The sequence below is a fragment of the Cedecea neteri genome (assembly GCF_000758305.1).
GTDB classification, from domain to species: Bacteria; Pseudomonadota; Gammaproteobacteria; order Enterobacterales; family Enterobacteriaceae; genus Cedecea; species Cedecea neteri_C.
In genome coordinates this window covers 2,971,548-2,990,398 of the sequence record NZ_CP009458.1, presented here as the reverse complement: position 1 = coordinate 2,990,398, position 18,851 = coordinate 2,971,548, and the positions used below count along the sequence as shown (strand labels likewise).

Annotated in this window: 20 protein-coding genes and 1 pseudogene; 9 read left to right on the top strand and 12 right to left on the bottom strand. The window is 43.2% G+C overall.

What is annotated here, in order from left to right; translation table 11 throughout:
- Window positions 1-90: 90 nt before the first annotated feature.
- Entirely contained in the window at window positions 91-1,212 is a 1,122-nt protein-coding gene (locus LH23_RS14055) for a DUF3800 domain-containing protein (RefSeq protein WP_039292193.1), read from the top strand.
- A 403-nt stretch (window positions 1,213-1,615) separates the two neighbouring features.
- On the opposite strand, the gene LH23_RS14045 is transcribed toward LH23_RS14055, so the two are convergent.
- Window positions 1,616-2,008 carry a hypothetical protein gene (locus LH23_RS14045; RefSeq protein WP_039292187.1) on the bottom strand — a complete coding sequence of 131 codons (393 nt, stop codon included), beginning with the start codon at window positions 2,006-2,008 and terminating at the stop codon, window positions 1,616-1,618.
- Between the two features lie 438 nt (window positions 2,009-2,446).
- Here LH23_RS14045 and LH23_RS23100 point away from each other — a divergent pair, with 438 nt between their 5' ends.
- Both LH23_RS23100 and LH23_RS14035 read left to right on the top strand, forming a co-directional pair.
- The gene (locus LH23_RS23100) at window positions 2,447-2,968 is read left to right on the top strand and encodes a hypothetical protein (protein ID WP_156108038.1); all 522 of its coding nucleotides are present in this window, start codon (window positions 2,447-2,449) and stop codon (window positions 2,966-2,968) included.
- A 75-nt stretch (window positions 2,969-3,043) separates the two neighbouring features.
- Window positions 3,044-3,682 carry a hypothetical protein gene (locus LH23_RS14035; protein WP_039292184.1) on the top strand — a complete coding sequence of 213 codons (639 nt, stop codon included), beginning with the start codon at window positions 3,044-3,046 and terminating at the stop codon, window positions 3,680-3,682.
- Window positions 3,683-4,019: 337 nt separating this feature from the next.
- Here the strand turns inward: LH23_RS14035 and LH23_RS23980 are convergent, their stop codons facing one another.
- The 7 genes from LH23_RS23980 to LH23_RS14000 all read right to left on the bottom strand — a co-directional run bounded on the left by LH23_RS23980 (window position 4,020) and on the right by LH23_RS14000 (window position 9,813).
- A complete protein-coding gene (locus tag LH23_RS23980; RefSeq protein WP_156108037.1) occupies window positions 4,020-4,178 on the bottom strand; it encodes a hypothetical protein in 159 nt (52 codons plus the stop codon).
- Window positions 4,179-4,321: 143 nt separating this feature from the next.
- Window positions 4,322-4,606: a hypothetical protein gene (locus LH23_RS14025; protein ID WP_039292179.1), complete on the bottom strand. Its 285-nt coding sequence runs from the start codon at window positions 4,604-4,606 to the stop codon at window positions 4,322-4,324.
- Window positions 4,607-5,357: 751 nt separating this feature from the next.
- Complete coding sequence (locus LH23_RS14015; protein WP_039292173.1) at window positions 5,358-5,918, bottom strand: hypothetical protein; 561 nt, start codon at window positions 5,916-5,918, stop codon at window positions 5,358-5,360.
- Complete coding sequence (locus tag LH23_RS14010) at window positions 5,918-6,358, bottom strand: hypothetical protein (RefSeq protein ID WP_039292169.1); 441 nt, start codon at window positions 6,356-6,358, stop codon at window positions 5,918-5,920. Before LH23_RS14010 ends, LH23_RS14015 begins: the two co-directional genes overlap by 1 nt.
- 151 nt (window positions 6,359-6,509) lie before the next feature.
- On the bottom strand, window positions 6,510-6,881 hold the full coding sequence (locus LH23_RS14005; RefSeq protein ID WP_197062485.1) for an HNH endonuclease signature motif containing protein: 372 nt from the start codon (window positions 6,879-6,881) through the stop codon (window positions 6,510-6,512).
- Between the two features lie 728 nt (window positions 6,882-7,609).
- Complete coding sequence (locus LH23_RS24365; protein ID WP_269320194.1) at window positions 7,610-7,738, bottom strand: hypothetical protein; 129 nt, start codon at window positions 7,736-7,738, stop codon at window positions 7,610-7,612.
- 134 nt (window positions 7,739-7,872) lie between these two features.
- The gene (locus tag LH23_RS14000; protein WP_081946089.1) at window positions 7,873-9,813 is read right to left on the bottom strand and encodes a recombinase family protein; all 1,941 of its coding nucleotides are present in this window, start codon (window positions 9,811-9,813) and stop codon (window positions 7,873-7,875) included.
- Window positions 9,814-9,901: 88 nt separating this feature from the next.
- On the opposite strand from LH23_RS14000, the gene yeaG reads away from it, so the two are divergent.
- The gene (yeaG, locus tag LH23_RS13995; protein WP_008456669.1) at window positions 9,902-11,836 is read left to right on the top strand and encodes a protein kinase YeaG; all 1,935 of its coding nucleotides are present in this window, start codon (window positions 9,902-9,904) and stop codon (window positions 11,834-11,836) included.
- Window positions 11,837-11,907: 71 nt separating this feature from the next.
- Window positions 11,908-13,191 (top strand): YeaH/YhbH family protein, encoded by a 1,284-nt coding sequence (locus tag LH23_RS13990; RefSeq protein WP_039292166.1) that lies wholly within the window; start codon window positions 11,908-11,910, stop codon window positions 13,189-13,191.
- A gap of 127 nt (window positions 13,192-13,318) precedes the next feature.
- Here the strand turns inward: LH23_RS13990 and LH23_RS13985 are convergent, their stop codons facing one another.
- The 3 genes and pseudogenes from LH23_RS13985 to LH23_RS13975 form a co-directional block, all read right to left on the bottom strand.
- Entirely contained in the window at window positions 13,319-14,068 is a 750-nt protein-coding gene (locus tag LH23_RS13985) for an SDR family oxidoreductase (RefSeq protein WP_039296694.1), read from the bottom strand.
- A gap of 386 nt (window positions 14,069-14,454) precedes the next feature.
- Window positions 14,455-15,182, bottom strand: a pseudogene (locus LH23_RS13980) (MerR family transcriptional regulator).
- Between the two features lie 129 nt (window positions 15,183-15,311).
- On the bottom strand, window positions 15,312-16,502 hold the full coding sequence (locus LH23_RS13975) for a diguanylate phosphodiesterase (protein ID WP_039292164.1): 1,191 nt from the start codon (window positions 16,500-16,502) through the stop codon (window positions 15,312-15,314).
- A 307-nt stretch (window positions 16,503-16,809) separates the two neighbouring features.
- On the opposite strand from LH23_RS13975, the gene ycgZ reads away from it, so the two are divergent.
- From ycgZ to LH23_RS13960, 3 genes are all read left to right on the top strand, one after another.
- Window positions 16,810-17,061: a regulatory protein YcgZ gene (gene ycgZ, locus LH23_RS13970; protein ID WP_039292160.1), complete on the top strand. Its 252-nt coding sequence runs from the start codon at window positions 16,810-16,812 to the stop codon at window positions 17,059-17,061.
- Window positions 17,062-17,219: 158 nt separating this feature from the next.
- Window positions 17,220-17,498, top strand: coding sequence for a hypothetical protein (locus tag LH23_RS13965; protein WP_039292158.1), 279 nt, complete (start codon window positions 17,220-17,222; stop codon window positions 17,496-17,498).
- 37 nt (window positions 17,499-17,535) lie between these two features.
- Complete coding sequence (locus LH23_RS13960) at window positions 17,536-17,814, top strand: biofilm development regulator YmgB/AriR family protein (protein ID WP_039296691.1); 279 nt, start codon at window positions 17,536-17,538, stop codon at window positions 17,812-17,814.
- A gap of 53 nt (window positions 17,815-17,867) precedes the next feature.
- Here LH23_RS13960 and LH23_RS13955 read toward each other — a convergent pair whose 3' ends face one another.
- Entirely contained in the window at window positions 17,868-18,293 is a 426-nt protein-coding gene (locus LH23_RS13955; RefSeq protein ID WP_039292155.1) for a GNAT family N-acetyltransferase, read from the bottom strand.
- A gap of 104 nt (window positions 18,294-18,397) precedes the next feature.
- Between LH23_RS13955 and LH23_RS13950 the strand changes: the two genes are divergently transcribed.
- Complete coding sequence (locus LH23_RS13950; protein ID WP_231560126.1) at window positions 18,398-18,838, top strand: NUDIX hydrolase; 441 nt, start codon at window positions 18,398-18,400, stop codon at window positions 18,836-18,838.
- Window positions 18,839-18,851: the final 13 nt, after the last annotated feature.

Below are 18,851 nucleotides of genomic sequence, written 5' to 3'. Positions count from 1 at the left end.
TACGTGATATTACTATCTGACAATAAACTTTATTGCAGTGAATGTTTTATAATGTTACATTCATATTAATTTCATAAAAGGATGATTAAATTGATTAAAAATGTCTACTTCGATGAGTCAGGATTCACTGGTAATAACTTACTTTCAAAAGATCAGCCTTATTTTAGTTACGCAGCGGTAGTAACTGATGATGAGGAAAGCAAACAGTTTGTTGATTATATAATACAGAAGTATTCTATAACCGCTGGGGAGTTGAAGGGAAGCTCCCTCGTAAACAGCAAGAAATGGCAACCAGCCGTAGATGAAATACTTTGTCATTTTCGCGGTCGTATGCGTGTCGTTGTAAACGAAAAGAAATATGCTCTTTCAGGAAAGTTTTTCGAATATATTTTTGAACCAGTGTTAGCAGCTAAAAGCTCAATATTCTACGACCTCAAATTTCATTTATTTATATCTAATATAATGTATTTTTCTTTGATAGCTAAAGATGAACATTCTGAATTATTACACTCAAGATTTGAGGATTTTTCACGGGGTAAGATTTTAATCGATAACTTTATCGAACCAGTTGCTGGTATCAAAGACTCGGAAATAATGTTAGATATTCATGATTTTGCTAAGCATAACATCGCAAAAATTCAAGATGAATACGATAGCCTAGAAGGTACTGGTATTGATAAGTGGCTATTAGACTTGACTACAACATCTCTTCATAATCTTTTATGCGATATTAGTAGCAATTTCGGCACATTGAGGGCCATATGTGATAGTTCAAAACCATTAATAACCAATCTTGATTCATTCAATCGTATGATTGGTAATGATAAAATAATATATCAAACATTTAATAATAAAAAAATCCCAATAACATTTAAATTGTCTGAGCCTGTGATCCTGTCTGATTCTAAAGTCACACATGGTATACAAATTGCTGATGTAGTAGCTGCCGCTAGCATTTATGTTCTTAATAAAAAAAAGTCAAAAGAAAAATATCATTCTAAATGGCTTAATCTCTTTGAAAAAGAAATTTACTATTGGCAATGCTGTGTTGTTCCCACACCAGAAAATCTCGAACCTAATAATGTTAACAATTACCTTAATAGATACATCCTACAAGAAATTGCGGAGCGAAGCAGAAAGTCAATACCGATATTGGATGAGATTGAAAAAGATATTTTAAGAATTTCAAGAACATTAGCCCTGTTACGCTAATGGATATATCCTCGTGTATTCTTTGTCAAGAATAGCATGGGGATATATTTACCCTACTTGACGTGTTTTTTATATTGCTCAACGTTTTTAGTTCTATCTTCACGTATGAAGCATCCAGTACTGATATTGTCGGTCTGGTATATCTTGTTATACGGGCATTCACTTTGAAACTGTGGTTTGTAGTACTTAACGCCGTTACGCTCACCTGATGGGAACATAACCGTTGTGTAATGTCCATCGACCGTACCAACTAATTCCTTATCCATAAATGCAGTGTTCCCGCATTTTGGATTTCTGTTTAACACTTACTTTCTAAAAATGGAAATTTTTTTAATAAATTAAAAAAAAGACCATACCTACGGCACAGTCCTTATTCAACGCTAAAAAATATAAAATTTACAGATTAGCTATTCTGGCTTGAAAGTTTATAAAAGTGGTCTGCGTGAATCCATGCGGCATAGAAGCAAGGCAGTAGTACAACCATTTTAATATCAAACCCGAATACGAATTGTAGTAAAATACCCGTCACTGCATACACTAGGACAAAGTATCCAAAAGATAATCCACGTCTCATTAAACTACTATCCAGATTAAACTTTCCTGCCAATCCTTTAGTGAATGGAGTTAGGCACATGCTAATCATGCCACATGATAGTGCTGTTAAGAATAACGCGATAATTTCAAGGAAAGAAATGCCGCTCCATTGATAACCCTGATAGATAACCGTTATGATTGCTATCACTATAAGACCAACAAAACCTTTAAATACTTCTTTAATCTTCTGTTCTGTAATCATTCTACTATTCCATTAACTGGAATTACTGGTTATGTAATTCCTATAGTTGTATTTGTGTTTACTTCTCTTTTATCATAATACCCAGAAATGTAACCCAGGCGGCCTTCACGAATATAAGACACAGTACTTGTAATATCCGTTTAATTAATTTTATCATATGGCCACTCACTGCAAAACTGTAGTTTATAGTAGTTGACACCATTGCATTCACCAGCGAATGTATATCCATTGGCAGATCCATGTTAAAATGCCGTACTTCTCACGCTTTAAAACAAACGTCACCCCTGATATGAGAAGTACGGCATTGGTTATAATACTACACCTAAAAATAATATGAACATAAAAAATTGGAATCGAGCATTGCTAACAGTAGTACTAACCCTACTTTTCCTTGTAGGATTAGTGTTGATTAAAATATTACTTCACGGGAGTAGTAAATTGGAATGGGGTTCTGTTAGTGACTGGGTTAGTGCACTTTGTAATATTGCTATGGCAGGGGCTGCTGTCTACGCAGCATGGAATGCCAACTCTTGGTTAGTTCAAAAGCAATATGAATCTGCGTCAAAGCACATATCTAACCTATTAGAGGAAAGAGATAAAATAATCGGTAAACTTTCAACTTTATATTTTGATATAGCAACACTACATGGATGTGAAGAAAAAATAATAGAGTTCACAACAGATGTTAGGCAGCTTTCTGCTAGAATATTTCTCCTAAAAAAAACATTGGATGCTTGCAATCGCTGGAGTGTAATCGTCCCAAGTAAGCTGTACGATGATTATAAATTACTCCTAGAGTACTGCAATGTCTGCCTAGATTTATCCATTGAAGCAAATCCTATTAACCATCGACTTATTGTTAAATTAGACGAACTAAGGGAATATATTAATGAAAACTCTGAATTTTTGAATAAACGAATTGATGAAATTTTTGTATTCCCAACTAAGCTTCTATCATGATGTTATTTGACACTCTTGGTTGTTTATGGTTCGGTCTAGTACATTTTACTCAAATTATTCCTAAGTCTTATTGATATGAAAAACATAGAACTCATTCATTCATTAACTAAACTTGTTGCATTAATCATAATTGCTGTAGTTATTGTTTTTATAATTTTGGGTCTTCTTATTATTTTTCCTAGCAAGGATGCTTATTCTTTTAGCAATATTACTGATATACTAAGTGCACTATCAACTTTCGGTACACTTGTAGTTGCTTATATGGCTTATAAAGCAGCTCCAGACTGGTTACAAAACAAGAAAAAAGAAGAAGGACTTAAACATGTTACTGAATTAATGGCAGGTTATGAAGATTGCTCAAGCAAAATAATGGCGATTCACAGTCAACTTGTTGGATTGAATACGCAAAGCCCAGACTATCCAGTTATAAAAAATGAGATTGCAAATAATGCTCATCAAATTATAGATTTGATTCAGAAGCTGACATCTTGTTCAAGATGGAAAATAACATATATTGACGAGGTTAGGGATTCATTCTCAAGGCTTCTAGGGTTTTATAATCAATCCCATGTGTACTTAATATTACTTGATACACATGCGAACAATCACAATATAAAATTACTTGAAGATATATCAAACCTAAGAGATAAAATAGCAAGTGACGCTACTATACTTAAATCTGAACTTGATACCCTTTTCACTTTCCATAAATAAAATTTTAATACCCGCACTTAAATATTGATAGTATAAGCCCCGCAAGGGGCATTCATTAATGCACTTCAACTTTCCCGTATACATTCTTTCTTATTCTCACGACATAGTTTTAATACTTCTTTAGCAAGCGAAAATTTTTAATCAACCTATAAACCCTTGACTCAGACAGTTGATTTAGTGCAGAATCACGCCAGGATTCCCCGTCAATATAATTTAACTTAAGTCTTAGGGGGGGTATTCGATACTAAAATTAGTAATTCATGATACTTTATACTTACTGCCTTATCATACTGATTATTTCATCAGCCAGATGACTACGTCTAATGCGTCCACCGGACTATGATAATTCGTATTCCCCGTGGATTTCATTCATTACCCGTTGAATTGTTAGTAGTGGTTGGATTGCCATAATAGTACTGAATTGAAATAATTCATCTTCCCCACACTTACTTAAATCGGGTAGTTCTTCTACCCGTCCTGCATTGATTTCTTCCATTGAATATTTTCCGCTATCACGTTTTAATACTACACGTAGGTAACCATCGTAGTACACTACTGAATCACTAAAGATGCATATAGTAGTGTTATTGTCATAGCGGTATCGATGGAATAGTTCATACTCGTCTATTCCTTGTAGTTTCATTTTAGATTTTCTACGATTGCATCAAGTGCTTCTTTTTCTTTTAGTAGGGTTTCGTATTGTTCCCGTACTAAATCATTGTCCATGATTGCAAGTACATCTTTTAGCGACTGTATTTTACGTTCAATATCAAAACTTTTTGTAATAGCTCGACCACGAATAATAAGTTGTAGTGAATCACCATCTAATACCTCTGCCAGTAGGATTTGCAATAGTTGAGATTCATCGGTACGAGTACCCGGTTTTTGTGTGAGTGTGATTTCAATTTTGTTTAGTTCGTTCATAGGTTTCTCCTGTGATGTTTTATATTACTATTTAGTGATTAGTGACCAATAGTACTCTTTAGTAGCTCTCATATTGAATTCACTGTTTAGGTGAGTATATGAGGGCATACTTCCATTCTTATTCCTGTACTGCTCTATGTAGTCTATAAGCATTTCCAGCTTAGTTGGGCTTACCTGTGGGCTGTCAGTCAGTTTAGAGCGTTTGGGTTTATTATAGAGGCCATCACTACGGCCTCCTTGCTTCTGGATGTGTGTACGTAGTGTTGACCACTTGGCGGGTTTGTTTTTCATTGGTGCCTCCTTCGGCGGGTTCGGACTGGTGCGGGACTGCCTCACTGCGTAGGCGTCCAACTCCAAATCACTTTGAATAATTACTTTGATAGTCGTTCTTGGGTTTAGTTACTTTGAAATGCGTAGCCAGTACTGAAAAGATCGCTTTGGTAGTAATCACTTCCCCAGTACTGGGTTCGGAGAGCGAGAGCGAGAGCGAACAAAACGCTTGCGTGGTTTCGAGCTACTGCGAGAAAAACGCAAAGTTACGATCTAATATTTGGTTTTTATAGAGACTAACGAGCAAAGCGAAGTTAGGCTCTTTAGAGACTGAATATCAGTAAGGCACATATACTTTCAAAGTTAAGAGTGGGAGTTGATATTATATTAAGTGTCCGTTTTGCTCAAAAAAAATCCTATAAAGGCCGTTTTAGGCCGTTTTCCTGCATATTTCTGTGACAAAAACGGACACGGGACTGAATCACTTTTTACGTTCATTTAGGTACTGTAGAAGTGCTTCTTCGGTCATTCCTGCATCGAACCAGCGTTCTATTGATTGCTTCTGTGCTCTGGTTAGTACTACCTCTTCTACTACCTCTACTACCATACCCCGTATAAGCTCCTGTCCGGCCTTAGAAGCCTCTCTAATCGCATTACCATAGCGGCGGTGGGTTCGTTCATCTAAAGGCTTGTAGTCGCTTCCAAAGCTCTTTAGGAGTGCTGTATTCCATTCACCATTTGGTAACTTCATAACATTGCGTAGATACTGCTTTTCTACTTTAGAGGCTGCTACTTTGATTAGTTCTTTGTATTCCTGTTCAATACGAAAACCTTCAATGATCCGTCCAACTTCTTTGTTGTTTATCTCGTCTGCTTCTTTCAGTACTATAAACATGAACAACGGATTTAGGCCACGCCTTGAACCAGTTAGACCAAAGTCTTTAAACTGGTTGATAATGTCTTTGATCTCTTTGTTGTCGTTAAACTTCTTCACGTTTTCCATGAATTCTTTTACTGGTACGTTGTTTACTTTATTAGTCATTATTTTTCATCCTTTATATGCGTGCTACCTACACTGCGTAGGTGATAATGTTTGACTAGTACTGATTGGATATTTTCTAAATCTGTGAAGTTGATATAAGAGCAATCATATACAAGTGACTGTTGAAATTTTTCATCTTCTTCCATTTCTTCAATATTTGGTAAAGTTGCAGTACTAATTAATTCATCATTTACTATAACTTCTAACGTGAACTGTGATTTATCAAATCGGTTATAAATCAAAGTCACTATAATTTGTTCTTTGTGAATGTAGTTAGATTCATCAAAAGGTACATCACTAATAACATACTCTTGTGAATCACCATCATTGAACAAATCGTAGTACTGATTGTCGTACTGCTTTAACTTCTTTAGTGGTTTGTAAAAGTATCTCGTTTTACTGTACTGTACTTTTTCTATAATAGTATCAATTAATTCCATTTAATTCTCCAATATAAAAAGCCCCATTGCGGGGCTTAGCCTGTGTGTTATTTAGAAAGATTCAGTAAAGTTGCCTTGGTAAATACAACATAACAATAAGACAATTTTTAATTCTTTAACGTTGTAGTGTTTTCTCCCACTACAACGTTTTTTATTTCTTACTTCTTCTCCCTCGGTTGTTGCAGTTTTCTTTACGTGTAACCCATCTTAGATTGGTGTAATGATTATTACTTTTATTCCTATCTATGTGATCCACTTCTAATCCATCTTCTGTTTGATCTCCCCAGAAAGTAAAAGATACTATTCTATGTATATATTCATGACCATTCTCTAAATTGTATCTGATGTACCCAGACTTCATTACACTAGGCTTTAGGATTCTGCCCTTGCCTATGGTAGTGTAGATTTCCCCATATTCAGATACAATATAACGATTGTTCTTCGGGTATATCTCCCACTCATAACCAGAACATATTGTAAGTCTATCTCTTACTTCCTCTAACTCTATTTGTGTTTTTGTCATTTTTCTATCCTTGATAAATTGCACTAACATTCCTTGTTAGTACTTCCATATACTCAATAAGGGTGAGTATTAAACCCCATACTTTACTTTAGTATGATAAGTTAATTTATTAAGCACTGAATTATCGCAGGTCGTGATTTGCCTTTAACTTCTGATATCAGTTCGTCTAATGCCATAATTTGTCTTTCATTTAGTTTCACGCCTACTTGGTGCTGTTTTACTTCTTTCTTCATATATCTTTTTTTCCTTTTTTGGGATGAGAAAAAACCCCATAGATTTTATGGGATAACTCCATAGTTATTTTGCTTATTTTTATTATTGTACAAAATATGCATTTTGTCCCAACTTTATACACTTATTTATCATTTTTTGATGATAACCATCCATAAATGTGTTTTTTAACGGCGGGAATGTGGATTGGAAAGGTAATCACTACTAGACACATAAACACAATGTAGAATAGTAGTGATAGCGGGAAGATTACCGTAATGTAAAGTACTGTTGCGATTAGTTCTGTTATAAAGTTCATACATACCTCTATTGTTGATAGAAGTATTTATTATATTGCTTAAATAAAAACCGCTATTCTGTGTTACCAAAAACAGTAACTAAAGGGATAACTCTTGCTGTACAATAGGAGAAGCTCCAAAGGAGCTTCTCCTATATCCCATGCTGTAAAAATCATTTCAATTAAAATATATCAAATGCGTTAATGACTACTTTTACTCTTATCCTTTATCAACTATCTTTCCACGAATAGGATATGTTGGATCATCACCTTGCATACTATAGAAACCATAAGCAATTATCAAAATCCCAGCAAGTAACAACAATATATCTTTGATTTTTTTCTTCATGTTACCCCCTTTATCGAAAGATATCATAACACTTTATTATATCGTCCACTAATTCAGTCTCAAATTCTTGTGATCTATACAACAAAATAAATAATTATATCTATCCCATAAGTTACTGTGTGGGATAGTAACTTTTACCTAGGGAACAAGAAATTCATATTGTGACGCATCCATTCGGCAACAGTATTTGCACCTTCGATATCGTCGACATAATTCAGTAATAAACTATAATCAATCTGGTTTAGAGATTCGCTGTTATTAAAATTGATTCGTGGCATTCCTTCGCTCTCAACCGTTAGTGAAAATGATGGCGTCTCATAGATTGTGATACGATCTTTGACATAGATTGCTATTTGACAGACTAAATCACCACCACCACGTTTATTATCGATAATTAATACATGTGACAATACATCAGTAAGGTACTGTAGGTTAACTACAATATACTTCTCTATCACACGATATGTTATTTTAGAAACAACTTGTTTTATCTCTTTACGTACCTTTGCCCTCAACTCTACATTTAATGGGTCAAGTAAATTATCTATATCATAGTTAAGTACTGGCGGTTGTTGTGCGATAGTTGATTTGCTTATTAATTCTAATATTTCGTCAATCCTATCTTGCACATCTGTTAGACCTTCCATTAATGGTAAGGATGTTCTCTTACCACCTGTTTTCCTTTCACTTATTTTTCTCTGATAAGTACTTTCCTCTTTACGGAGAGCCAATAGCTCAACCTTCAATGAATCTGCAACATTAGAGCCATTCGAGGAATCTTCATTCATCAGATTGTTGAAATCTACGTTCATAATCGTACTAATAATATTTTTTTCTATTCGAATGTACTGAATAGATTTTGCATCGCAACGTTTTTTCTCCTCCCTTGTTCTACATATAACGTACTTAGTACGAACATGGTTATAGTGAATTGCGATATTACCACCACAACACCCACACTTTAAAATACGTGGAAACAAATTAGTTATATAATCATCTTGAGCTATGGTTACATCTTTCCTGATCCGATTAGCCACACCATTTTTTGTTAGTTTTTCATTAACTCTTTCAAAGGTCAGGTTATCAATGATCTTCTCTTCAACTACTCTTTTATCCCTCAGTACTCTGAGCACATTAACGGTACTCCATCCTTCCGGTAATCGCTTAACAATAGCCCCTGAACCAAGTCCTGTTTCAGACAGGGTAAAAATTAATTTAACCACATCAGGCTCTAATAAAAGATCCTCTGCTGGCTTCTTTTTATCCGTCATAACTGTATCCATCATGCGATTAGCAGTTATGAATAGTTCATCATCAATGATTTTTGGATACACGTTAGGGATCACTTCATCGTTGTATCGCTTGTGTTCCCCCAATAGACGCCTATCCCTAATCAAACGTGAAACACGCACCATTTGCCATTTTGGATCATCAATACGCTTAACTATCTCTCCAGTACTAAATCCTGCCTTGTACCATTCAAAACATTGAACTACCAGCTTCGCTTGTTCGTCTTTGATTGCGTACTTGTTATCTACATTTTCCAACCAGAACGGCATTCGGTTTGATACAACGCCGCCATTAGCTACGGCTCGCATTACCTTGTTTTGCCAAGCTACTTTTGCACGAACGGACTTCATCAGTGATTCATTGTGTGAACGCTGTAGGATGATTTCCATCAGGATTTTAGAAAAACTGTCATCGTCTTTTAACACTAGGCCAGTACTTATGTCGTAAATGACAATACCGGAAACCACAATGAATTGAATTGTATTTTCCGACCAGCTCGAACGACGGCTAAGCCTATCCAAACTGGTAACGATAAGGGCATCACCTTTACCGTACTTGCGATCTCGCACATCCTGTAAAAATTTACCAAGATTCGACTCAGCAGAAATATTAGCATTTTTGAATGCACTAACCCCTTCATCTGTTATGAATATTCTATTTTTAGTGAACTTATCAATATTATCATCTAAATACTGCTCAATAATCGACCTCTGATCATCAAGGCCACCTCCCGTAATTACTTGATCAAAAGACGATACACGCTCATAACAAATAGGACGGAGCATATTTTTTATCCCGTTGGTTTTCGACGCTAAAAGAGAAAAAGCTGATAGCTGTAAAATGTTCCCACAGATTACAACAGGACGGCATGCCATGAATATATTCGATCACTATCGCCAGCGTTATGAAGCTGCCAAGGACGAAGAGTTCACACTGCAGGAATTTCTTGCTATCTGTAAACAAGATCGCAGTGCCTACGCAAATGCGGCAGAACGGCTATTGACGGCCATTGGTGAGCCAGTGATGGTAGACACTGCCACAGAGCCACGGCTGTCCCGTCTCTTTTCAAACCGGGTGGTTGCCCGTTACCCGGCGTTTGAAGAGTTTTATGGCATGGAAGAGGCTATCGAGCAGATCGTGGCCTACCTGAAACACGCGGCCCAGGGGCTGGAAGAGAAGAAACAAATTCTCTATCTGCTGGGGCCGGTGGGCGGTGGTAAATCATCGCTGGCCGAACGCCTGAAAGCCTTGATGCAGCGCGTCCCTATTTACGTGCTGAGCGCCAATGGCGAACGCAGCCCGGTCAACGACCATCCGCTGTGCCTGTTCAATCCGCAGGAAGACGCCTCCATTCTGGAAAAAGAGTATGGCATCCCTAACCGCTACCTCGGCACCATCATGTCGCCGTGGGCAGCCAAACGCCTGAGCGAATTTGGCGGTGACATCACCAAATTCCGCGTGGTGAAAGTCTGGCCGTCCATTCTGGCCCAGATTGCCATCGCAAAAACCGAGCCCGGCGATGAGAACAACCAGGATATTTCCGCGCTGGTCGGTAAAGTGGATATCCGCAAACTGGAACACCACGCGCAAAACGACCCGGATGCTTACGGTTACTCCGGGGCGCTGTGCCGGGCCAACCAGGGCATCATGGAATTTGTGGAGATGTTTAAAGCGCCTATCAAGGTGCTTCACCCGCTGCTGACCGCCACCCAGGAAGGGAACTACAACGGCACAGAAGGTATCTCCGCCCTGCCGTTTAACGGCATTATTCTTGCGCACTCGAACGAATCCGAGTGGGTCACCTTCCGCAATAACAAAAACAACGAGGCCTTCCTTGACCGCGTGTACATCGTCAAGGTGCCTTACTGCCTGCGCATCTCGGAAGAGATCAAAATCTACGAGAAACTCCTCAACCACAGCGAGCTGTCCCACGCACCTTGCGCCCCGGGCACCCTGGAAACGCTTTCTCGCTTCTCTATTCTGTCGCGCCTGAAAGAGCCGGAAAACTCCAGCATCTACTCAAAAATGCGCGTCTATGACGGGGAAAGCCTGAAAGACACCGACCCGAAAGCCAAGTCCTATCAGGAATACCGGGACTATGCCGGGGTCGATGAAGGCATGAACGGGCTCTCAACGCGCTTTGCCTTTAAAATCCTCTCCCGCGTGTTCAACTTTGACCACGTTGAAGTGGCGGCGAACCCGGTGCACCTGTTCTACGTGCTGGAACAGCAAATCGAGCGCGAGCAGTTCCCGCAGGATCAGGCCGAGAAATACCTGGAGTACCTGAAAGGCTACCTGATCCCGAAATATGCGGAATTTATCGGCAAAGAAATCCAGACCGCCTATCTCGAATCTTACTCAGAGTACGGGCAGAACATTTTTGACCGTTATGTCACCTACGCTGACTTCTGGATTCAGGATCAGGAGTACCGCGATCCGGATACCGGCCAGCTGTTTGACCGGGAATCTCTGAACGCGGAGCTGGAGAAAATTGAAAAACCGGCCGGGATCAGCAACCCGAAAGATTTCCGTAACGAAATCGTCAACTTCGTGCTGCGTGCCCGCGCCAATAATAATGGTCGCAACCCAAACTGGACCAGCTACGAGAAGCTGCGCACGGTTATCGAGAAGAAAATGTTCTCGAACACCGAAGAGCTGCTGCCCGTTATCTCGTTCAACGCCAAAACCTCCACCGACGAGCAGAAGAAACACGATGATTTTGTCGATCGGATGATGGAGAAAGGCTACACCCGCAAGCAGGTTCGCCTGCTGTGTGAATGGTATCTGCGGGTCCGTAAGTCTTCTTAAGGGAGTTTCATGCAGGTCACGCCGGGCGGCGTGGCCTGTTTGCGCACCTGGCATAAGCAGTTGGGGGAACTATGGCCTACTTCATAGACAGGCGGCTTAACGGCAAAAACAAGAGCGCGGTCAACCGCCAGCGCTTCTTGCGCCGCTATAAGGCGCAGATCAAACAGTCGATTTCCGGGGCCATCAACAAGCGTTCGGTGACCGACGTGGACAGCGGCGAGTCCGTGTCCATCCCCATTGAGGATATCAACGAACCGATGTTTCATCAGGGTCGTGGTGGCCTGCGTCACCGCGTCCATCCCGGCAACGACCACTTTGTACAAAACGACCGCATTGAGCGCCCGCAGGGCGGCGGAGGCGGCGGTGGAAGCGGCCAGGGTCAGGCGAGCCAGGACGGCGAAGGCCAGGATGAATTCGTCTTCCAGATCTCCAAAGATGAATATCTCGACTTATTGTTCGAGGATCTGGCGCTGCCGAACCTGAAGCGCAACCAGCACCGGCAGATCACCGAATTTAAATCCCATCGCGCCGGGTTTACCTCTAACGGCGTCCCGGCCAATATCAGCGTTGTTCGCTCGCTGCAAAACTCGCTTGCGCGCCGCACGGCGATGAGCGCGGGTAAACGCCGTTTGCTGCACGAGCTCGAAGAGACCCTCGACACCGTCAGCCGCAGCGAACCTGCTCAGTTGCTGGAAGAGGAGCGTCTGCGGAAAGAGATTGCGGAACTGCGGGAAAAAATTGCCCGCGTGCCGTTTATCGACACCTTCGATCTCCGCTACAAGAATTACGAGAAACGCCCGGAACCTTCCAGCCAGGCGGTAATGTTCTGCCTGATGGACGTCTCCGGCTCGATGGACCAAGCGACGAAAGACATGGCCAAGCGCTTTTATATCCTGCTCTATCTGTTCCTGAGCCGGACCTATAAAAACGTGGAGGTGGTTTATATTCGCCACCATACTCAGGCGAAAGAGGTGGACGAACACGAGTTCTTCTACTCACAGGAAACCGGTGGGACCATTGTTTCCAGCGCCCTGAAGCTGATGGATGAAGTGGTGCAGGAGCGCTACGATCCGGCGCAGTGGAACATCTACGCCGCGCAGGCCTCGGACGGTGACAACTGGGCAGACGACTCGCCGCTGTGTCATGAGATCCTGGCGAAAAAACTGCTGCCGGTAGTGCGCTACTACAGCTACATCGAAATCACCCGCCGGGCGCACCAGACCCTGTGGCGCGAGTACGAAAATCTGCAGGCCACCTTCGAGAACTTCGCGATGCAGCATATCCGAGATCAGGACGATATTTATCCTGTGTTCCGGGAGCTGTTCCAGAAACAGACTTCAGACTCTCATAGCTAGTTAATAAAATCAGTATGTTATAAGATAAAAACCTGTTGCCAAACGGATTCAATTGGCAACAGGTTCATGCATTCAGTGCCTTCTAAGAAATCGCCCGACACTCAAAAAGTCATGTTCAAGCGGCTTCCTATTTAACCGCAGCATTTCCCCCGTCGGCAAACAGGGCTGAACCAGCCACAAAACTCGACATATTACTCGCCAGAAACAGTGCCGCGCTGGCTATCTCTTCCGGCTGTGCCAGACGTTTCAACGCATGCAGCCCCGCAGCCCAGGCTTTCTGATGCTCATCACCAGCCATTCGGGTTTCCGTTCCTCCAGGCAGTAAGGCATTGGCACGGATGCCTTGCCCGGCATAATCTGCGGTAAGCCCCTTCACCAGCCCCATCAGCCCGGCCTTAGCCGCCGCATATGCGGCCATTCCCGGCAGACCTACGCTGGTACCGACGAAGCTGGAGATAAAAATAAGAGAACCCCCACCTCGTTTGAGCATCAACGGGATCTGGCTCCGGGCACCGAGATAACCCGCTGTCAGGTTAACGGTCAGCGTATGCTGCCATTCGTCAGGGGCGATCTCTGCCAGTGGACGGATAGCGCCCGTTGTACCGGCATTATTGACCGCAATATCGATACCGCCGAATGCATCAGCAGCCAGGGCGGCGATTGAAGCATGCGTTTTCTCTTCGCCTGCGTCCCCGACAAAAACCCTGACATCGCTGCCAACGGAACGAAGCTCCGCCGCCAGCGCATCCAGCGGTGCCTGACTCCTCGCATTCAGAATCAACGAAGCGCCATGCTGAGCAAACAAAATAGCAACAGCCCGTCCAATACCTTCCGAGGCGCCAGTAATCACAGCGACTTTACCTTCAAGTAATTTCATCACTTTCCCCATTTCATTAATCAGATTCCGAAACTTATTTTGAATCTTTCTGTTAATTTTCTTGATCCGTGTCGCCGGTTGATTTCAGCGGCTTATCCGTAAGCCTATGTCCAGGCTATGCCATAAAAACTCTGCTTCTTGATTTTTAATTAACTTATTGATGGATAAATGCATTATGGCAGGCCCGGCAAAACCGGATAGGGTGCGTGAAATGACAAGCCTTCAACATTTGGAGAAGGCGTTTTGGATGTTTTTAAGGCTATCCCACGTTGAGAGGTGTGCCTGAAACGGATCGGTTTGCAGCGGATAAGGAAAAGCTTAAAACCGGCGCTTCACCGGCTTTTTATAGAAAACGGGGGAATAGCCTGAATCAGGCTGACGCCTGCTTATTGATGGAGTTCAATGTCGTATCCCCACTGCTTCCAGTGGAGGATCTGTTCTTGCTGGGCGGCCAGTAATGCTTTTCCCGTCCATAGAAAAATAGGCTGCCCAGGAAAAAGCTCCGGACGCAAGGTTTCCACCGGCTCGGCAAATACGTTCACGCTCAGGCCTCTGCGGGACAAACGCCATGCTTCCAGCCATAACGCAGCCCGATCGTCAGTCTGCCAGCCAATCAGCAGGATTTCTTCGCCACTCTGGCTCTGCACCTCTACCAGACTTTGGGCGCAATGGCGGATCAACACGCCATCCAGCAGGCTGCGCATCAACAAAGCCGTGGATTCATCCTGGCTGAGTTTTTGCCTTACGGGCAGTAAGAGATTATCAATCAGCAGGTCAGCACTGTGCTCCCGGCTCAGAGAAATAATTTTCTCACGCAGCTTTGTCGGATTAACTTTCCTGACCAGCAGCATCATTTCTTCTTGCAGCGTCAACCACAGCTGCTCTTCGGGCACATGATTACGCTCCAGCAGGGCTTTTACTTTGCCTACTGAAACGCCTTTGCTCATCCAGTATTTGATTTCTTCGATGCGCTGGATATCCGCATCATCAAACTGTCGATGCCCCCCTCGCTTCGCTGGGGCTTTAGCAAGCCGTAACGGCGCTGCCAGGCACGCAGGGTGACCGGGTTGATGCCACATCGCTCTGCTACATCACCGATAGTGTAATAGGCCATAGTGTCCCTCCCCGTACACAGATCCCACGTCTCCATTGAAACATCAGTCAATCTGTTCAATGTGTACAATTTTTTTACGAGTTGTACAAGTGAAATCTGATCCCTTTGGGACACGACCTGCGGCAAATATCACAGCTCTGCTTTACGCTCCGGCCAGGCAATACGGAAATCTCCGTAGCCGCAGGGTTTAGCAAACAAATCCCCCTGAAAATGAGAAATACCGGCAGCCTCGAGCCACATCCATTCTTCCGGTTGCTCAATACCCGTGGCTGAAACCGCGATTTCAAGCGAGGCGCAGCATTTGATTATGGCCTGGATAATCGCCTGCTGTGGCCCACTTTTATGAATCCCCCGAATCAGCGCCTGATTAATTTTAAGCCTCTCAGGCTGAAACTGTGCCAGCAGCTGTAGCCCGGCAAAGCCGACGCCAAAATCATCAATCGCAAGCTTGATACCGGCCGATTTAAGCTGCCTGATAGCATCGGTAAACGCATCCATCTGCGGCATAATTTCGCTTTCGGTAAACTCAATAACCACCTGCTCGGGAACAAGTCCTTTTGCCCCGATATCCGCCAGCATTTGTTCCACGGCGTCAGGAATCATGACCAACGTCATCGGCAGCAAATTAATACAGAGCGTTTGCAAGCCAATATTAGCGGCGCATGCTGCGGCAAAAGCGGCCTTCGCATTCAGCAGCTCAGCCTGGTAAACATCGCCCCCTTCCTTTGCCGCTGGATTAGCGTCCGTGGTCAACACCTCTACTGCCGCTACAGTACGAGCCATGGGATCAACAATCGGTTGAAAAACTATCTTTTCATGCAGCGTGTGTTTACTTGATACCGAGTGGCCTGGCTCATCAAGAATAAATTCCCACGCATCACGCGGAGGGATTTCAAAATAGTTCTCTTTTTCCGTCGATTCGATAAAGGTCCGGAAAAAACTTAAGGCCCGGTCATCGTAAGCCAGTTGATATCGGCTAGTCCCTTTTTCCAAAACGACCTGCAAGACATCGTTTTTATCATGCTCTCTTAAATCAAAAAGCTCCATGCCCACTCGCCCAAAGCGACGGGCTGGGGCGTAATCGCAAAGCAACTCAACAATGTTGTAATGGCGCTGGTCTTTACAAATAGCGTGATAAATCTTCTGCACGCCCTCTTCCGGGCCTTCCAATAGTTGAAAGAAATGCCTGCCGTTGAAAAGCAGAATTCCCGTCACATTAGCGTCAATATTTTTTGTATTTGCCGCGGAAACCATCGCCTCCAAAACCTCAAACGGCGTGCTGACGTGGATGTGGCTACGGTAGATAACTGTCGTGAGCATGGCGGGTTCCAGCGAAAGGTTAAGGGATTAACTTAACAGATCCCCGCCCTGACGTCGCCACAAACTCAACAAAGACTAAACAACTTAACAACATGGAGTGTTTTGCTCGTCATTTACCTTTAAGCAGTATGTACAATTTTACGTATCAGTAAACTAAAAAAACAAACAAATAAGATATTGATAATAAACGATTAGCACTTTTAGCCAAAAAACAGAAAGCGAAGTAATACACTTTTATGTACAGTTTTTATAGCAATTGCATAACTTAATTAACATCTTGCAAAGTGTGAACTTACAGGAGCGATTTATGCGACAGAACACTTTTACACCAGGCCAGAACAGCGTAGAAAATGATATTACTCGCTATTTCAATGGCGTAGCGCCGCTGTCTCAGCAGGAAACGATGGGGCAAATCGTGCTCGAAATTCTCAGTGATGGGCGCAACCTGAACAGAAAAGCGATCTGTACGAAATTGCTTTCTCGCCTGGATCGCGTTTCTGAACCGGAAGAAGAAAAGCATTATCAGGCTCTGCTGGGCATGCTTTTCACTAGCCAGTAAACAACCAGCCCGGAGTTCTCACAGAGCAATGCTTACGCTCCCTGGCGGGAGAGAAGCCCTGAAGTATAAAGACTAAGTTCTTCCTCATTCTCAGACTCCGGCTAATGACTTCATGCCAGCGGTATTGACCCCATGGCGAGGAAATCAGGAGTGACAAAGTGAAGAGAAGCGACGATGAACAATTAACGGACGAGATTATCGGCGAAGCCGCGCTGTCGTTGCTAAACAGCGCCAGCGCAATCAACACCCGAGCTTTAATTGCAAGATTAGAAGCGATGCTTATATCAGAGCAGACGCCACGGCGACGTAGGGTTTTGCAGAACGTTATCGCTGAAATCGAGGGCAACCTCTCGCGGTCTCTGGCAGAAAAGACAGAAAAAGAAGCGCGTTCAGGCGCAGCTGAGACGAAACAACCTAACGCAAAAAATGTCCACTAGCGGCCCATGGCCAACAACTGAAAAACGGTGAATGACTATGACACAGCTAATTTCCAATACCTCTGCAATGCACACCGGAATCGTAGATCACGCATTATCCGACTTTATAAGAAGCACGGCAGACCGGCACGCGGAAGAAAATGCGGCCATCAGTCAGGCTGTCACCGCTATTTTGTCTGCCAATAAGACTGTTTCCAATAAAGCTATTATTATCTGGCTGGTTGACGCACTCGAAACGACTCAAGATGTCGTCATGTGCGACGTATATCGCAATGCTTTAGAGATTGTTGTCGGTCACACCGTGGATGACATTTAAAAAGTGCGCGGAACGTTGAGGGCCGGCCAGAACCGGCCTTTATTATTTTTGCATTACAGCGTCTTCTTCATAAAGAAACGGCTGGTGCCTTCGGGCAAGCAGTCGATTTTGCCAAATGCCTCCCAGCCATGTTTGCGGTAGAAATCCGGGGCCTGAAAACTGATGGTATATAAAAAACCGGCCACACAGCCGCGCCTGCACCCTTCTGCTTCAAACGTCTTCAGGATCTCGCTGCCTAATCCATGCGCTCTTAACTCAGGCGGTAAATAAAACAGATCGATAAACAGCACGCCGAGGGACGAACGCCCCAACATCCCACCAACGACTTTCCCACTCTCGGGACTGCGAACCACAACCGCCAGCGGTTGGCGATCGTTTATCCCGCTCATCGCATCGTTAAACTCACCAAGTCCTGCCTCGATGGGCAGCGAATATTCCTCGCTGATTTGATCAGAAATTTCTAGTTTGAAACCCGACATCGCGTACCTCACTGACATTGCCCATTGTCACCCTACCAGTTCTTGCGTTGAGCCTGGCCATAAACACTGTATATATTCACAGACCACAAAAGCAAGAGTCGAAAATGATGAAAAGAGAACGCTACCAGCTTTCCGTCGCCGTATTTGTCGTCCTGCGCCGCAACGACGAAATTTGTCTCATCCGCAGAGCGAACACCGGCTGGATGGACGGCTTTTATAGCCTGCCCGCAGGCGGCCTTGAAAGCGGTGAAACGCTGCTTAATGCCGCAGCCAGAGAAGCCTATGAAGAGACGGGGGTGATCATTGAGACCGAAGCCCTCAGGTCGGTTCACTCGATGCACGTTAAAACCGAAGATCGCTCGTGGATGGGCCACTTCTTTCTCTGCGCTTCCTGGCAGCGCGAGCCTTATATCGCCGAACCGGATAAGCATTCTGACCTGCTATGGGTCAATATCAGGGAGTTACCGGAGAACACCGTGCCCTATGTTAAGCAGGCCATCAGCGCTATTATCGACGGAGAGATTTATTCCGAATACGGCTGGTAATCATCAAGAGGCA